The following is a 15,037-nucleotide window of genomic DNA, read 5'->3' as shown; positions in this document are numbered from 1 at the left end:
TAAAAGATCGGTTATTTTTCGCCTTGAGTTCACGCGTGTCTGCGTAGAATCAGCGTCACTGTCAGTAAGGAGATGCAACATGCGTGGATATTCAGTGCTGTTGGGCATGCTGCTGGTGCTGATTGCCCTGCCGGTGCGCGCCAGCGATCTCACGGCACAACTGACCCGTTTCTTTCAGGTGCGCGACCCGCAACATGCCGCTGGCATGAAGGTGGTAGTGCGCACGCCTGAGGCGCAGTGGCCCGCCTGTGAAGCGCCTCGTTTTACCCTGCCGGGCAACAGCCGCCTGTGGGGCAACCTGAGCGTGGCGGCCAACTGCGGCGAAAACCGCCGCTATCTGCAGGTGCAGGTCCAGGTCACCGGCAACTATCTGGTTGCCACCCACGCGCTGACGCGCGGCAGCAGCGTGACGGCCAGCGATTTTCGTCTGCAGTCCGGGCGCCTCGATACCTTACCGGCACGCGCGCTGTTCAACAGCAACGGTCTCAACGATGCAGTGGTGCTGCGCGATATCCTGCCGGGACAGCCTGTGACGCTCTCCATGCTGCGTCAGCCCTGGCGCGTGAAGGCGGGACAAAAGGTGGTGGTGATCGCCAGCGGCGACGGCTTTAACGCCAGCGGCGCAGGACAGGCGCTGAATAACGCCGCTGCCTCGCAGTGGGTACGTGTGCGTATGGGAAATGGCCAGGTGGTCAGCGGCCGGGTGGACGATGATGGGAATATTCTGATAACGCTATAAAGCGCTAAAGTACCCTGTTGCTTTGCCGATAGAGTAAGCAACATTGATCATACTCTACGCTGATGCAGGCGGCACGATCCGCCCAGCTTACAGGAGCCCAAGAATGAGCATCGACAGAACTCAACCTTTAAACCCGGTTAGCACGGTTCAAACCCGCGAAAACAACGACAGCAACAACACCACGAAGGTGCGTCAGGCTGCTACGCCCGCGACCAGTGAAACCGGGGCTCAGGTCCGTCTGAGTGAAGCCCAGGCGCAATTAACGAAACCCGGCGCGCAAGACATTAATATGGCACGTGTTGAGCAACTGAAAACCGCTATCCGTAACGGCGAGCTGAAAATGGATACCGGCAAAATTGCTGACGCGCTGATCGCCGATACCAGAGATTATTTACAGGGTAATTAACTCCCATGACTGATTTGCTGACCACACTGGATAAGATGCAGGCCGTGCTTTCCTCACTGGCAGAAGTGATGAACGAAGAACAACAGCAACTCTCTGCTGGCCACATCAACAGTAATTTGCTGCAGCGTATTACCGAAGATAAGAGCGCGCTGCTCGCTACGCTGAACTATCTGGATGAAATGCGTCGTGCCAGCGAAAAGAGCTGCGGCGTACAGGCACCTTATCGTGGTCAGAGCGAGATGACACGCCGCTGGGAGGCGATCCAGCTGCAGACTCAGCGTCTGCGTGACACCAACGTGCATAATGGCATGCTGTTGCAGCATCAAATCGATTATACCGATGAGGCGCTCAGGGTGTTAAAACCGCACCAGACCCAGGCATTTTACGGCCCGGACGGGCTGGGCAAAGGCAACGCCACCCTGAGTCGCAAGGCATAAAAAAAAACCGCTGGCCTACACCAGCGGTTTTTTTCTGTCTCAGGCGTGGGTACGACGCGCAAAGTCGCTCAGACGGAAACCCATCAGCGCCAGCATCATAAAGTAAGCCGCGCCGCCTGCCGCGCAGATCCCTGCCAGGCGTAACAGACGCCAGAGCATATTGCCCTCTTCCCAGGCTGGCATCACCTGCATCAGTCCCCAGAGCGTGCCCGCCATCACCGCCACCGCCACGATCAGCCGCAGCATAAAGGCGTACCAGCCCGGCTGTGGCTGAAAAATTTTCTGCTTACGCAGCTGCCAGTAAAGCAGTGCGGCATTCAGACAGGCGGCCAGGCCAATCGACAGCGCCAGCCCGGCATGCTTCAGCGGGCCGATAAAGGCCAGGTTCATCAGTTGCGTCATGATCAGGGTGACAATGGCGATTCTTACCGGGGTTTTGATGTCCTGGCGGGAATAGAAGCCCGGCGCCAGCACTTTTACCACAATCAGCCCCAGCAGACCGACAGAATAGGCAATCAGCGCGCGCTGGGTCATCAGCGCATCGAAGGCGCTGAACTTACCATACTGAAACAGGGCGATGGTCAGCGGGCCGGAAAGAATGCCCAGCGCCACCGCACTGGGTAACGCCAGCAGAAAACAGAGGCGCAGGCCCCAGTCCATCAGGCGCGAATATTCATCGTGATTGCCGGTGGCGAAACTTTTCGACAGCGACGGCAGCAAGATGGTGCCAAGCGCCACGCCCAGCACGCCAGAAGGGAACTCCATCAGGCGATCGGCGTAATACATCCAGGAAACCGAGCCGGAAACCAGAAAGGAGGCGAAAATGGTGTTGATAATCAGGGAGATCTGGCTCACCGATACCCCGAGGATCGCCGGCCCCATCTGCCGTATCACGCGCCAGACGCCCGCATCCTTCAGGTTGAGGCGCGGCAGCACCAGCATGCCGATCTTTCTCAGGTGCGGCAACTGGTAGCCCAGCTGCAGTACGCCACCGGCCACCACGGCCCAGGCGAGTGCCAGCACCGGTGGGTCAAAATGGGGAGCCGCAAACAGGGCAAATCCGATCATGCTGATATTCAGCAGCGTTGGCGCAAACGCGGGCACTGAAAAGCGGTTCCAGGTATTCAAAATCGCGCCCGCCAGCGAGGCGAGCGAGATCAGTAAAATATAGGGAAAGGTGATACGCAGCAGCGATGAGGTTAAGGCGAATTTATCGGCGGTGTCGGCAAAACCGGGCGCGGTGACCAGAATTACCCAGGGCGCGGCGAACATGCCCGCGAGCGTAACCACGGCCAGCGCCAGTGTCAGCAGGCCGGAAACCCAGGCAACAAACAGTCGGGTCGCCTCTTCCCCCTGCTTGCTTTTATATTCCGCCAGGATGGGCACAAAGGCTTGCGAAAAGGCACCCTCGGCAAAAATGCGGCGTAACAGATTGGGCAGCTTGAAGGCGACAAAAAAGGCATCGGTCGCCATGCCGGCACCAAATACACGCGCAACGATGGCATCGCGGGTAAAGCCCAGCACGCGGGAAAACAGGGTCATCGAACTGACCGCTGCCAGCGATTTTAACAAATTCATAAGTGGCGGCGCATCCTGAAAAGAAACGGCAAAATGAGTGACTTAGCGCGGACATCCTTTGATGCCCGGCGATAGTCTACTGACAAAGCGGGAAATGACCAGCAGCGATTGTGATCAGAGGTTAGTGTTGTTGCGCTTTACGCCACAGTTTTTCGACCATTCGCTGCGCCAGCAGCGCCTGTTCGCCACTGGTTTCAGGCATCGTCTGATTTTGTACGCACTGGATAAAATGGTGGGCGGCACCAACAAAGCCACGCTGGACCAGCAGACTTTGCCAGGCGGGCACCGGATCGATCAACACCTGTCCCTGCCGCTCCTGCTGCCAGTCACGCATATCGGTAATCTGAATCAGCGATCCGTCGCACACGGCCGTCACCGATTCACGCTGGCTACCGGCACGGCGGTGCATGCTGGTGGTAATGCGCGTGTTACCGGCGGCAAAATAGTGCTCAGCATAGCGCATCGCCCCCTGCTCATTGCTGTCGATAAACCCCTGCAGCAGGTCCGCCTGTCCGCCCCCCAGCCAGAGCGCGGTATCCACCAGGTGGAGATAGTCATCCAGCAGAGTAAAGAGGGTATCCTGCGGACCGATGCTGTTACTGCGATGCTTATCTATCCGTAGCGAGGCGGCATGGCCCATCTCTGCCTTCAGCTGCTGGTAACGTGGCGCAAAACGGCGATTAAAAGCCACCATCAGCCTACGCTTGCGCCGTTCTGCCAGCTCTACCAGCTCTTCCGCCTGGCTCAGGGTGGCTGCCAGCGGCTTATCGACACAGACATCTTTATCTGCCAGCAGCAGCGCTTTCACCACTTCATAGTGGCTGGCGGTGCTGCTGTGGACAAATACCGCATCACAATCGGCCGCCAGCGCCTCCAGCCGGGCGTAATAAGGCATCCGGTAGCTGTCACACAACGGCTGCGCTTTAAGCTGATTCGGTGAAAATGCCCCAACCAGTTGCCAGCTTTCCGCCTGGCTTAATACCGGCAACCAGGCTTTTTGCGCGATACCGCCCAGCCCGACCACACCAATTCGTAACACCATTTTCAGACTCCTTTTTCTGGCAGCTGAGCCTGCGCTAAGCGTGCTCTGTTTGTTATGTTTGTGTCTTTAAGGTCCACGGCGATCGGGCGTCCATTCGCGCCAGGTCAGTGCAGTCAGGACATGATCCTGCCAGCGTCCGTCGATCAACAGATAATCTTTGGCGTAGCCCTCTTTTTCAAAGCCGAGGCGCGCCAGCAGATTACCGCTGCGCTGATTATGGGGCATATAGTTCGCCATGATGCGATGAATATGCTGCTGACGCTGAATATAGCGAATCGCGCTCTGTAGCGCTTCGTACATCAGCCCCTGCCCCTGCCACTTCTCGCCCAGCGAATAACCGAGATAGCAGGCATGGAAGGATCCGCGCAGCACGTTACTGAAGTTCGCTACGCCGCGCACTTCCGTTTCTTCCGGATCCAGCAGGATAAAATAGAAGGCCGATCCCTGCTTGTGCATATCGTTGATCAGCCCCAGGCGCGCCTGCCAACCCGAAGGATAACAGTGACTCTCATCGCGCACCGGTTCCCAGGGCTTGAGAAACAGCCGGTTTTCCGCATAGTAATCGGCCAGACGCCAGGCATCACGTTCGTGAACCAAACGCACCACCAGCCGGTCAGTGGTTAATCGCACCCTGGGCGCGGCAGAACGATAGCCAAACATCAATTTCTCCTGAAATCCATGGCTGAAAAAAGAGAGTAGCGTGCGAGCCGCTCAGGTTCGCTCTTATTCACTATAACTGTCCCCTGCGCTGCGGTAAAACGTTACGCTTTACTGTTGTCTGCGTGGCGGGAACTGTCACGTCGGGTAACGAAGTTTGCCCACCCGGGGGATCTCTTCCATACTTTCCGCTAGTCCGGAAAACCACGTTAGTCAGTCGCACGCGGCGGTCGCCGGGATGACGCTGACTCAACTTATAAGGAGAAGCGGGATGAAACTTTATATCTATGATCACTGCCCTTTCTGTGTAAAGGCGCGCATGATTTTTGGTCTGAAAAATATGCCCGTTGAACTGGTGGTGATGCTCAATGATGACCATGACACGCCGGAACGGCTGGTCGGGCAGAAAGTCGCCCCTGTCCTGCAGAAAAAGGATGGCAGCGCGATGGCGGAAAGTCTGGATATCGTGCGTTACGTCGATAACCTGGATGGCCAGCCTTTGCTCACCGGTAAAACTAACCCGGCGATTACCGACTGGTTGCGCAATATCAACGGCTATGTCAATAAACTGCTGCTGCCACGTATTGCTGATGCGTCATTTGCTGAATTTGCCACGCCGCAAGCGCGCGACTATTTCCGCCAGAAAAAAGAGGCCAGCATCGGTGATTTTTACGAGCTGAAACAGCATGCCGCGGGACTGATTAAAAACGTCAGCGGCGATTTGCGCCAGCTTGACAAGCTGATCGTGAAACCCAACGGAGTGAACGGTGAACTCTCTGAGGATGATATTCATCTTTTCCCGCTTTTGCGCTCGTTAACTCTGGTCGCCGGTATCGACTGGCCCAGCAAGGTGACGGAATATCGTGACAATATGGCGAAACAGACGCAGGTCAATCTGCTGTCGTCGATTGCGATATAACAGGATCGTCTGGCCGTTATGCAGCAATGTGCCCTTTCTCATTTTTCCGCCTGGTGACACCTGGCTGTCACTCAGGCAAGCTATAGCCTTTGACAGGATTGTTCAGGCTTTAGAGGAATCATGAAAAAGTTTTTTTCCGGGCTTCTGGCCCTGACAGGCATATTGTTGCTGACTGGCTGTAATCAGCTGACCCAGTACACCGTCACGGAACAGGAAGTCAACCAGGCGCTGCAGAAGCGCATCAATTATCAGAAAGATGTTGGCGTGGCGGGACTGGTTAACGCCCATATCGTTCTCAGCGAGCTGAACAGCCAGATTGGCCGCGAAGCGCCTGGCGAAGTGACCTTGTCCGGCAAGGCGCAGGTGAATGTCAGTTCGCTGTTTGGACCGCAGCAGGCGGAAATGCTGCTGAAGATGAAAGCGCAGCCTGAGTTCAATCAGCAACAGGGTGCCATCTATCTGCGCGGTCTGGAGATTGTGGATGCGCAGGTGGTGCCGGAAAAAATGCAGCCGGTACTGCAAACCCTGACGCCTTACCTCAATCAGTCGCTGAAAAGCTACTTCAACCAAAACCCGGCCTATCTGCTGAGCGAAGATCGCAGCAAAACCGAAGCGCTGGCGAAGAAATTAGCCAAAGGGCTGGAAGTGAAACCCGGCCAGCTGATTATCCATTTCACCGATTGAGCTGCCTTTTACCGCGCCGCTGGCGCGGTTTTCAGTCGCAGGCGATAAAAATCGAGTGCAAACGGTTGCCTGAATGCTTATGCTTGGTACCCGGCCAAAACGTGCCATTCGTTTCCTTTCAAGCCGGAGCACCACTGATGACTGCACAACCCCAGCAACTGACCATCCGCCGCCCTGACGACTGGCATATCCATCTGCGTGACGATGATATGCTGCAAGCCGTTTTGCCTTACACCAGCGCGGTAAACGGTCGTGCTATCGTGATGCCCAACCTGGTGCCGCCGGTAACCAGCGTCGCGGCGGCTGAAGCTTATCGCCAGCGTATTCTGGCAGCCCTGCCCGCCGGCCAGCGCTTTACGCCGCTGATGACCTGCTATCTGACCGATTCACTGGCTGCGGATGAAGTGGAAGCGGGCTTCCGGCGCGGCGTCTTTACTGCAGCGAAACTTTATCCGGCTCATGCCACCACCAATTCCAGTCATGGCGTTACCAGCATCCAGACGATCGCCAGCGTGCTGGAGCGGATGCAAAAAATCGGCATGCCGCTGCTGATTCATGGTGAAGTAACTGACGCTCATATTGATATTTTCGATCGTGAAGCGCGCTTTATTGAGACGGTAATGGACCCGCTGCGTAAACAGTTCCCGGAACTGAAAGTGGTGTTTGAACATATCACTACCCGGGAAGCGGCGGAGTATGTAAAAGAAGCGAATGACCTGCTTGGCGCGACCATTACCCCGCAGCATCTGATGTTTAACCGCAACCATATGCTGGTCGGCGGCGTACGTCCGCATCTTTATTGCCTGCCGATACTGAAACGCAATGTGCATCAGGAGGCGCTACGCAACATCATTGCCTCCGGACACCCGCGCTTTTTTCTCGGCACTGACACGGCGCCGCATCTGCGCCAGCGTAAAGAAGCGAGCTGTGGCTGTGCTGGCGTGTTTAACGCCCCCTCCTCACTGCCGGCCTACGCGACAGTGTTTGAAGAAATGAACGCGCTGCAGCATTTCGAGACTTTCTGTTCGGAAAATGGCCCACGTTTTTATGGCCTGCCGCTCAATGAGGACACCATCACGCTGGTGCGCGAGCCCTGGACAGTAGAAGAAGCCATCAGGGTGGGTAACGATACGCTGGTTCCTTTCCTGGCTGGCGAAACCCTGAACTGGCGCGTACAAGCCTGATTCGTTATTTTGCTTGCCTCCGGACCACTTATACTGTACATATAAACAGTATGATTACCGGAGGCTATTATGCGTGTCGAAGTTACCGTTGCCAAATCCAGACCCCTTCCTGCAGGTGCCATTGAAGCCTTAAGCCAGGAACTTGCCAGACGCATCGATAAAAAATTTCCTGAAAGCGAAAACCGCGTCAGCGTCAGGTATGCCAGCGCCAATAACCTGACGGTGATGGGCGGTAGCAAAGAGATCCGCGATCAGGTCAGCGACATTCTCCAGGAAACCTGGGAGAGCGCTGATGACTGGTTTATTACCGATTAACCGCCACTGTGCTGTTTTGCCGGGTGTCGCCATCCGGCTTTTTTGTTTTTATCTTCTCTTGCCATTGCAGGCACCTGCATCCAGACTCTGTTCAACGTATCCCGATAAGAATAATCCCTCTGCTGAACAGGAGATGTTTCTATGACCACTGAAAAACCGGAAGAGGCCATGACCTTTGGTGAGCTTCTGGCGCTGATAAGCGAACAGCAGCGCCGTCTGGTAGCGCTGGAACACGCGTTTACCGGCGTCACCGCGGCACTTGATTCAGATGCCCATCAGGCGCTGCTGCAACAGTTGCAGCGGGCTGCACAGAATCAGGACCACGACGCGCTGCTGCGGCAGCAGTTTTCCCGCCTGGCCACGGTGATAGAAAAACAAGCTGGTCGCGACGCTTCACCGCAAACGTAAGTTTTTACTTATCACGCTAATGCTTTCAACGCTTAGCGTGCTTCAACCTTTTTCTACCTGATTTTTCCTCCTTCTCTGATAGCATTTTTCTTCCCTCTTTATTACCTTTTTATGTCATTATGGTTTGCAGCCAGATTTTTTTATCTGTTAAAAGCGCGATTTTAAACGCATTAATGTTACAGTTTTGCTGCTCTGAATGCTTTTTATCTAATGTCCGGCCTGTCACATGTTATAATAAGTCCGCTCTTTGAAGAAAAAGCCGCATTGAACCTCGACATGCACTTCGTTTAACGAGTAATAAGGAGGTTATAATGGACAGAAATAAAGGTGTCATCCAGACCTATCCGCTGGTGGGCTGGGATATCAGTACTGTTGACAGTTATGACGCCATGATGATCCGCCTGCATTCTCTTTCCTCGCAGGATCAAAAAGAAGAAGATGCCGACGTCGGCCCTACTTACTGGCTGACAACGGATGTTGCGAGACAGTTTATTTCTATTCTTGAAGCTGGCATCGCGAAAATAGAGTCTACCGATCTGCTCGATCGAGATAAACAGAAGCATTAAATTGCATGTTGATGAAGGCACCCCAACGGGTGCCTTTTTCATAGGGACATTATTTTGCTATGCTGCTGATTGATATGACGGTTCCAGGAGTTCAGGCGCAATGATTTATGATCTGATTGTGGTAGGCAGCGGCTCTGTGGGCGCAGCGGCCGGTTTTTATGCCACACAGGCTGGCTTAGATGTCTTAATGATTGACAGTGCTCATCCCCCTCACCAACAGGGGACGCACCACGGAGAAACGCGCCTGATTCGTCATGCCTATGGCGAAGGCGAACGCTATGTCCCGCTGGTATTGCGGGCCCAGACGCTCTGGGATGAACTGGAGCAGCTGAGCGGTGAACGCATTATGCACCGCAGCGGCGTACTCAATCTCGCCCCGATTGGCTCCTCCTTTATTCAGAATGTGATCGACAGCGCCCGCCGCTGGCAGCTCAACGTGCAGATTCTGCAGGCAGATGAAGCGCGTAAGCGCTGGCCTGAGTTTAACGTGCCGGAGGGGTATATCGGCGTGTTTGAGCCGCAATCGGGCTATCTGAAATGTGAGCAGGCGGTACGCAGCTGGATCCAGCTGGCGGAACAAGCGGGCTGCGCCCAGCTGTTTAACTGTCCGGTGACGCATATCGCGCGTGAAGGCGAACTGCAGCAGGTCACAACCCTGGATGGCGTCTATCAGGCACGTAAACTGTTGATCAGCGCCGGTACCTGGGTAAGCCGTTTGGTTGCCGATCTGCCGGTGACACCGGTACGTAAAGTTTTTGCCTGGTATCAGGCGGACGGCCGCTACAGCGAAAATAATCAGTTTCCGGGGTTCACCGTGGAAATGCCTGACGGCGCGCATTTTTATGGTTTTCCGGCAGAAAATAATGCGCTGAAAGTGGGTCGTCATGATGGCGGGCAGATAATAACCCGTCCTGAAGATCGTAAACCTTTTGGTGCGATTGCGGCCGACGGCGGTGAAGCTTTTGCGTTCTTACGTCAGTTTATGCCCGGCATTGGCGTCTGCCTGCATGGCGAGGCCTGCAGCTATGATAATACCCCCGATGAAGACTTTATTATCGATACCTTACCGGATGATGCGAATCGCCTGTTGATTAGCGGCCTGAGCGGGCATGGATTTAAATTCGCCAGCGTGCTGGGAGAAATTGCCGCGCAATTTGCGCAGGATAAACCTGCGGCTTTTAATCTGGCCCCCTTCTCGCTTGCGCGTTTTTCCCGCTGATGTTTGATAAGCGCCGTGTCTGAGGCGGTGCTTGCTTACACTGATTGACACTACATAACACAGACTGAATTTAATTACGGTTGTTGCTCCCCCGCCGTCTGTTTTTGTTTTATTTTTAATGCCGCTGTTACTGCCATTCAATTTTACTGAAATAAGCCGCGTTTGTTCAGCAAATATTTCTTGTGGGAGAGTATTTATTTATAGAAAAGTAAGCATGATTGCTTTTCTGTATCATAATGTAGATGCTCAATAACTCTTATTTAAGTGAAGCTGAATGGTATGGCATGGCGTAACTCTTCGCAAACATATGGACATATTTCACTTTTACTGCACTGGCTGATGGCACTGGCGGTCTACGGGATGTTTGCCCTGGGCTTATGGATGGTCGGTCTCGGCTATTATGACAGCTGGTATCACAACGCCCCGGAAATACATAAAAGTTTTGGGGTGTTGCTGTTTGCACTGCTTATCCTGCGTCTTATCTGGCGCATTATTTCCCCTCCGCCAGGGGCGTTAGCCAGCTATACGCCGCTGGTTCGCTACAGTGCCACAGCTATGCACTGGCTACTTTATGCTCTGCTGTTCGCCATTCTGATTAGCGGTTATCTCATCTCTACCGCTGATGGACAGCCCATTTCAGTATTTGGCTGGTTTAACGTGCCCGCAGTGTTCACCGGTGCCGGCGCTCAGGCCGATCTGGCAGGCGACATTCATCGCTGGCTCGCCTGGGCGGTGGTGATCCTGTCACTGCTGCATACTCTGGCCGCCCTGAAACATCACTTTATCGATCGCGACATTACCCTGAAAAGGATGCTGGGTCATCGCATCCCTTAACTTATGAAAGGAAAGAACCATGTTAAGAAAGAGCTTACTCGCCCTGACCGTCACTACCCTGCTGATGGGTTCTTTGTCGGCTCAGGCCGCTGACTATAAAATCGATAAGCAAGGTCAGCATGCCTTCATTCAGTTCCGTATTCAGCATCTTGGTTACAGCTGGATTTACGGCACCTTTAAAGACTTTGATGGCAGCTTTACCTTTGATGAAAATAATCCTTCAGCGGATAAAGTGAATGTCACCATCAACACTAACAGCATCGATACCAATCATGCGGAACGCGATAAGCATCTGCGCAGCGCTGATTTCCTGAACGTCAGCCAATATCCCCAGGCCACCTTCAAGTCGACCTCAGTGAGAAAAGATGACGATGAACTGGATATTACCGGCGATTTAACGCTGAACGGTGTCACCAAACCGGTGAGACTGGAAGCGAAACTGCTGGGCCAGGGGAAAGATCCCTGGGGCGGTTACCGTGCTGGTTTTGAAGCGGAAGGCGATATTATGCTGAAGGACTTTAATATCACCAAAGATCTCGGCCCTGCGTCACAAAAAGTGAAACTGATGATCTCAGTGGAGGGCATACGTCAGTAACAGCGCGACTTAACGCGCCTGAAGGGGAGCTTCAGGCGCGTCAGATTATTTTTTCAGCGGTGCCGGAATGGTCATCGCCAACAGGCCGCGCGATTTATTAAAAATCTTGTTGCCGTTTTCTCTGCCGGCCCGACGGGCACGCTGCTCTTCCGGCGGCAGCGCCGCTTCTTCCATACAGAGCGGGCTACAGCAGTGCTGATATTTTTCGGCACATGCCGGACACTGAATAAACAGCAGATGGCAACCGTCGTTCACACAATTAACGTGTGTATCGCAGGGCGTGCCGCACTGATGGCAGTGTGCCAGTACATCATCGGAAATGCGTTCGCCCATGCGCTCATCAAACACAAAGTTCTTGCCTTTAAAGCGTACCGGTAAACCCTGTTCACGCGCCCGGCGGGCATACTCGATGATTCCCCCTTCCACGTGATACACATTTTCGAAGCCGTTATGGCGCATCCAGGCACTCGCTTTCTCACAGCGAATACCGCCGGTGCAGTACATGACAATCTTCTTATCTTTTTGCGCCTGCAGCATCTCAACGGCCATAGGCAGCTGATCGCGGAAGGTGTCCGCCGGGATCTCCATGGCGTTTTCGAAATGGCCCACTTCATATTCATAGTGGTTGCGCATATCAACAAATACCGCGTCGGGATCGTCCAGCATGGCGTTAACTTCTGCCGCTTTCAGATAGTCACCGACTTTGCTGGCATCAAACTGCGCATCTTCAATTCCATCCGCCACAATGCGATCGCGCACTTTCAGGCGCAACACCCAGAAAGATTTTCCGTCATCATCCAGCGCGATATTCATGCGCAGATTATCCAGCGCCGGATCAAAGCCGTAGAGGAAGGCTTTCATCTCCTCATACCGGCTGGCAGGCACGCTGACCTGGGCGTTAATTCCCTCGTGCGCCACATAAACGCGGCCAAACACCTTGAGTCTGGTTAAACCAAGGTAGAGCGCGTCACGAAAAGCTTTGGGATCGGCAATCTGAAAATACTTGTAAAAAGAGACTGTGGTGCGCGGCTCGGTTTCAGCCAGCATGCGCGCCTTCAGCTCTTTATTGGAAACAAGGTTATGTAACACTGGCATGGTGTTCGTTCCTGTTATCAATAAGAAATTTTTGCGCGCACATGATACCTGATTCCGTCGCGATGCAAAGCGCCACAGGAAAAATGTTACCAATCGCACAAATTAGCTGGCTGGATCTGGCGTTCTCTGCAAGGCTGTAAGATTGCCCATGTATGGTAAACCAAGGAGAAATCATGAGTCTGTTGTTCTCACCCCTGTCATTAGGCGAGCTGACGCTGGAAAACCGCATTATTATTGCGCCGATGTGTCAGTATTCCGCAGAGCAAGGTTGTGCAACCTCCTGGCATCGCATTCATCTTGGTCAGCTGGCCCTCTCTGGCGCAGGCCTGCTGATTGCTGAAGCCACAGCCGTTGAGGCAGAAGGTCGTATCACACCGCATGATCTGGGCCTCTATGATGATGACTGTGAACAGGCGCTTGCCGAAGTCGTCAGAGATATCCGAGAGTGGAGCAACATCCCGCTGGGTATCCAGCTGGCCCATGCCGGACGTAAAGCCTCCTGCGACGTTCCCTGGCGCGGCGGCAAAAATCTGTCACCGGAACAGGGTGGCTGGCTGACCTCTGCACCTTCTGCGGTTCCCTTTTCCGATTCCGATACGCAGCCCATCGCCCTGACTGAAGCGCGTATTGCGGAAATCAAAACGGCCTTTGTTGAGACCGCCCGCCGCGCTGACCGTCTCGGCTTTGATCTGGTGGAGATTCATGCGGCTCATGGCTACCTGCTGCACCAGTTCCTGTCACCGCTGTCCAATAAGCGCACAGACAGCTGGGGAGGATCGCTGGAAAACCGTATGCGTCTGGTGCTGGAGATCTATCAGGAAGTGCGGCGCGTTTTCCCTCGTCACAAAGCGGTAGGCGTGCGCATTTCCGCTACCGACTGGGCGCAGGGCGGCTGGGACATTGAACAGTCTATTGAACTCAGCAAAGCGCTGGATGCGCTGGGCTGCGACTATATCCATGTCTCCAGCGGCGGCCTCTCTACCGCGCAACAGATCAAAGTCGGCGCTAACTATCAGGTGCCTTTTGCCACCGCGATTAAAAAAGCGGTGAAGACACCGGTGATTGCCGTGGGTCTGATCACTGCAGCACAACAGGCAGAATCGATCCTGCAACAACAGGAAGCGGACGCCGTCGCTCTGGCGCGAGCCATGTTATGGGATCCCCACTGGCCCTGGCATGCAGCCGCCGAGATGGGGGCGCAGATACAGGGCCCGAAACAGTACTGGCGCAGCGAGCCGCACGGGGTAAAAGGGATTTTTAAATCCTGAACATAAGCCGCCTGTTACGGCAGGCGGCTTCACTATTATTTAAGCCCGGACCAAAAGCTGGCACAATAGAGCGCTATCAATGGAATATGCGCGCCCTACGCGCCAAGCAGGATACTGCCATCTCTTATGACCCAGCTGCCTCAATTTAGTCGTGAACTCCTCCATCCCCGCTTCTGGTTAACCTGGCTGGGCATTATCGTGCTTTACCTGCTGGTATTATTGCCTTATCCGCTGCTCTCTGTGCTGGGCTGTAGCCTGGGGCGTCTGGCGATGCGCTTTATGAAGCGCCGCGTTGAGATTGCGCGGCGTAACCTGGAGCTCTGTTTTCCTGAGATGCCGGGCAGTGAGCGTGAATCAATGGTGAAGCACAACTTCGAGTCCGTGGGCATGGGGCTGATTGAAACCGGCATGGCCTGGTTCTGGCCCGACTGGCGCATCCACAAATGGTGCCGCGCCAGTGGTCTGGAACATATTGCGCAAGCGCGTCAGGAACAACGCGGCGTGCTGCTCATCGGCATGCACTTTTTAACCCTGGAGCTGGGCGCGCGTATTTTCGGCCTGCATAATCCAGGCATCGGGGTTTATCGTCCTAATGACAATAAGCTGATCGACTGGCTGCAAACCCGTGGACGTATGCGTTCCAATAAAAGCATGCTGGATCGCAAAGATTTGAAGGGCATGATCCGTGCTCTCAAAGGCGGAGAGATTATCTGGTATGCCCCCGATCACGATTACGGCCCGCGCAGCAGCGTGTTTGCCCCCTTCTTCGCGGTTGATAAGGCGGCAACAACCGTCGGCAGTTATCTGTTAATCCGCAGCGCAAAACCTGCGGTGATCCCCTTTGTACCGCGTCGCCTGCCACATGGCAGAGGGTATGAGCTGACCATCCTGCCCGATGTAAGCGCTACCATGCCGCTGGACAGCGAGCTGGCGACCGCCACGCGTATGAATCAGGTGGTAGAAGAAGGTGTCTTGCTGGCACCGGAACAGTATATGTGGCTGCATCGCCGTTTTAAAACCCGCCCGGAAGGCGAGCCTTCGCGCTATTAATCACAGCGCCGGATAACATCCTCTGTCCGGCGCTATCCAAA

Annotated in this window: 18 protein-coding genes; 14 read left to right on the top strand and 4 right to left on the bottom strand. The window is 54.4% G+C overall.

The window, feature by feature from the left end; all coding sequences use genetic code 11:
* Positions 1-79 precede the first annotated feature (79 nt).
* From flgA to flgN, 3 genes are all read left to right on the top strand, one after another.
* The gene (gene flgA, locus E0E17_RS14340; RefSeq protein WP_130834698.1) at positions 80-739 is read left to right on the top strand and encodes a flagellar basal body P-ring formation chaperone FlgA; all 660 of its coding nucleotides are present in this window, start codon (positions 80-82) and stop codon (positions 737-739) included.
* A gap of 103 nt (positions 740-842) precedes the next feature.
* Positions 843-1,145 (top strand): flagellar biosynthesis anti-sigma factor FlgM, encoded by a 303-nt coding sequence (flgM, locus tag E0E17_RS14335; RefSeq protein ID WP_130834697.1) that lies wholly within the window; start codon positions 843-845, stop codon positions 1,143-1,145.
* Between the two features lie 5 nt (positions 1,146-1,150).
* A complete protein-coding gene (gene flgN / locus E0E17_RS14330) occupies positions 1,151-1,582 on the top strand; it encodes a flagellar export chaperone FlgN (RefSeq protein ID WP_130834696.1) in 432 nt (143 codons plus the stop codon).
* A 39-nt stretch (positions 1,583-1,621) separates the two neighbouring features.
* Here flgN and murJ read toward each other — a convergent pair whose 3' ends face one another.
* The 3 genes from murJ to rimJ form a co-directional block, all read right to left on the bottom strand.
* Positions 1,622-3,160 (bottom strand): murein biosynthesis integral membrane protein MurJ, encoded by a 1,539-nt coding sequence (gene murJ / locus E0E17_RS14325; protein WP_130834695.1) that lies wholly within the window; start codon positions 3,158-3,160, stop codon positions 1,622-1,624.
* Positions 3,161-3,281: 121 nt separating this feature from the next.
* Positions 3,282-4,202: a Gfo/Idh/MocA family protein gene (locus tag E0E17_RS14320; protein WP_130834694.1), complete on the bottom strand. Its 921-nt coding sequence runs from the start codon at positions 4,200-4,202 to the stop codon at positions 3,282-3,284.
* Positions 4,203-4,268: 66 nt separating this feature from the next.
* Positions 4,269-4,862 carry a ribosomal protein S5-alanine N-acetyltransferase gene (rimJ, locus tag E0E17_RS14315; RefSeq protein WP_130834693.1) on the bottom strand — a complete coding sequence of 198 codons (594 nt, stop codon included), beginning with the start codon at positions 4,860-4,862 and terminating at the stop codon, positions 4,269-4,271.
* A 268-nt stretch (positions 4,863-5,130) separates the two neighbouring features.
* On the opposite strand from rimJ, the gene grxB reads away from it, so the two are divergent.
* From grxB to E0E17_RS14270, 9 genes are all read left to right on the top strand, one after another.
* The gene (grxB, locus tag E0E17_RS14310) at positions 5,131-5,778 is read left to right on the top strand and encodes a glutaredoxin 2 (RefSeq protein WP_130834692.1); all 648 of its coding nucleotides are present in this window, start codon (positions 5,131-5,133) and stop codon (positions 5,776-5,778) included.
* Positions 5,779-5,898: 120 nt separating this feature from the next.
* Positions 5,899-6,462, top strand: a complete 564-nt coding sequence (locus E0E17_RS14305) for a lipoprotein (RefSeq protein WP_130834691.1) — start codon at positions 5,899-5,901, stop codon at positions 6,460-6,462.
* A 137-nt stretch (positions 6,463-6,599) separates the two neighbouring features.
* The gene (gene pyrC, locus E0E17_RS14300) at positions 6,600-7,646 is read left to right on the top strand and encodes a dihydroorotase (protein ID WP_130834690.1); all 1,047 of its coding nucleotides are present in this window, start codon (positions 6,600-6,602) and stop codon (positions 7,644-7,646) included.
* A gap of 69 nt (positions 7,647-7,715) precedes the next feature.
* Positions 7,716-7,961: a DNA damage-inducible protein I gene (gene dinI, locus E0E17_RS14295; RefSeq protein WP_130834689.1), complete on the top strand. Its 246-nt coding sequence runs from the start codon at positions 7,716-7,718 to the stop codon at positions 7,959-7,961.
* Positions 7,962-8,102: 141 nt separating this feature from the next.
* Positions 8,103-8,369 (top strand): hypothetical protein, encoded by a 267-nt coding sequence (locus E0E17_RS14290; protein WP_130834688.1) that lies wholly within the window; start codon positions 8,103-8,105, stop codon positions 8,367-8,369.
* A gap of 311 nt (positions 8,370-8,680) precedes the next feature.
* Positions 8,681-8,935, top strand: a complete 255-nt coding sequence (gene bssS / locus E0E17_RS14285) for a biofilm formation regulator BssS (RefSeq protein ID WP_130834687.1) — start codon at positions 8,681-8,683, stop codon at positions 8,933-8,935.
* A 100-nt stretch (positions 8,936-9,035) separates the two neighbouring features.
* Complete coding sequence (gene solA / locus E0E17_RS14280) at positions 9,036-10,154, top strand: N-methyl-L-tryptophan oxidase (RefSeq protein ID WP_130834686.1); 1,119 nt, start codon at positions 9,036-9,038, stop codon at positions 10,152-10,154.
* Between the two features lie 279 nt (positions 10,155-10,433).
* The gene (locus tag E0E17_RS14275) at positions 10,434-10,988 is read left to right on the top strand and encodes a cytochrome b (RefSeq protein ID WP_130834685.1); all 555 of its coding nucleotides are present in this window, start codon (positions 10,434-10,436) and stop codon (positions 10,986-10,988) included.
* A 19-nt stretch (positions 10,989-11,007) separates the two neighbouring features.
* Positions 11,008-11,583, top strand: coding sequence for a YceI family protein (locus E0E17_RS14270; RefSeq protein ID WP_130834684.1), 576 nt, complete (start codon positions 11,008-11,010; stop codon positions 11,581-11,583).
* A gap of 45 nt (positions 11,584-11,628) precedes the next feature.
* Here the strand turns inward: E0E17_RS14270 and trhO are convergent, their stop codons facing one another.
* Positions 11,629-12,678 (bottom strand): oxygen-dependent tRNA uridine(34) hydroxylase TrhO, encoded by a 1,050-nt coding sequence (gene trhO / locus E0E17_RS14265; RefSeq protein WP_130834683.1) that lies wholly within the window; start codon positions 12,676-12,678, stop codon positions 11,629-11,631.
* A gap of 173 nt (positions 12,679-12,851) precedes the next feature.
* Between trhO and E0E17_RS14260 the strand changes: the two genes are divergently transcribed.
* Both E0E17_RS14260 and E0E17_RS14255 read left to right on the top strand, forming a co-directional pair.
* On the top strand, positions 12,852-13,946 hold the full coding sequence (locus E0E17_RS14260; RefSeq protein WP_130834682.1) for an NADH:flavin oxidoreductase/NADH oxidase: 1,095 nt from the start codon (positions 12,852-12,854) through the stop codon (positions 13,944-13,946).
* 126 nt (positions 13,947-14,072) lie between these two features.
* A complete protein-coding gene (locus E0E17_RS14255; RefSeq protein ID WP_130834681.1) occupies positions 14,073-14,996 on the top strand; it encodes a Kdo(2)-lipid IV(A) acyltransferase in 924 nt (307 codons plus the stop codon).
* The last annotated feature ends 41 nt before the right edge of the window (positions 14,997-15,037 follow it).

This window comes from [Erwinia] mediterraneensis (assembly GCF_900604315.1).
Taxonomy (GTDB): Bacteria; Pseudomonadota; Gammaproteobacteria; order Enterobacterales; family Enterobacteriaceae; genus Pantoea; species Pantoea mediterraneensis_A.
The sequence above is the reverse complement of the archived record's forward strand: the minus strand, read 5'-3'. Positions and strand labels throughout refer to the sequence as shown.

Coding starts and splice junctions, on each gene's coding strand:
- flgA (WP_130834698.1), top strand. CDS start 80: ATGCGTGGATATTCAGTGCTGTTGGGCATGCTGCTGGTGCTGATTGCC.
- flgM (WP_130834697.1), top strand. CDS start 843: ATGAGCATCGACAGAACTCAACCTTTAAACCCGGTTAGCACGGTTCAA.
- flgN (WP_130834696.1), top strand. CDS start 1,151: ATGACTGATTTGCTGACCACACTGGATAAGATGCAGGCCGTGCTTTCC.
- murJ (WP_130834695.1), bottom strand. CDS start 3,160: ATGAATTTGTTAAAATCGCTGGCAGCGGTCAGTTCGATGACCCTGTTT.
- E0E17_RS14320 (WP_130834694.1), bottom strand. CDS start 4,202: ATGGTGTTACGAATTGGTGTGGTCGGGCTGGGCGGTATCGCGCAAAAA.
- rimJ (WP_130834693.1), bottom strand. CDS start 4,862: ATGTTTGGCTATCGTTCTGCCGCGCCCAGGGTGCGATTAACCACTGAC.
- grxB (WP_130834692.1), top strand. CDS start 5,131: ATGAAACTTTATATCTATGATCACTGCCCTTTCTGTGTAAAGGCGCGC.
- E0E17_RS14305 (WP_130834691.1), top strand. CDS start 5,899: ATGAAAAAGTTTTTTTCCGGGCTTCTGGCCCTGACAGGCATATTGTTG.
- pyrC (WP_130834690.1), top strand. CDS start 6,600: ATGACTGCACAACCCCAGCAACTGACCATCCGCCGCCCTGACGACTGG.
- dinI (WP_130834689.1), top strand. CDS start 7,716: ATGCGTGTCGAAGTTACCGTTGCCAAATCCAGACCCCTTCCTGCAGGT.
- E0E17_RS14290 (WP_130834688.1), top strand. CDS start 8,103: ATGACCACTGAAAAACCGGAAGAGGCCATGACCTTTGGTGAGCTTCTG.
- bssS (WP_130834687.1), top strand. CDS start 8,681: ATGGACAGAAATAAAGGTGTCATCCAGACCTATCCGCTGGTGGGCTGG.
- solA (WP_130834686.1), top strand. CDS start 9,036: ATGATTTATGATCTGATTGTGGTAGGCAGCGGCTCTGTGGGCGCAGCG.
- E0E17_RS14275 (WP_130834685.1), top strand. CDS start 10,434: ATGGCATGGCGTAACTCTTCGCAAACATATGGACATATTTCACTTTTA.
- E0E17_RS14270 (WP_130834684.1), top strand. CDS start 11,008: ATGTTAAGAAAGAGCTTACTCGCCCTGACCGTCACTACCCTGCTGATG.
- trhO (WP_130834683.1), bottom strand. CDS start 12,678: ATGCCAGTGTTACATAACCTTGTTTCCAATAAAGAGCTGAAGGCGCGC.
- E0E17_RS14260 (WP_130834682.1), top strand. CDS start 12,852: ATGAGTCTGTTGTTCTCACCCCTGTCATTAGGCGAGCTGACGCTGGAA.
- E0E17_RS14255 (WP_130834681.1), top strand. CDS start 14,073: ATGACCCAGCTGCCTCAATTTAGTCGTGAACTCCTCCATCCCCGCTTC.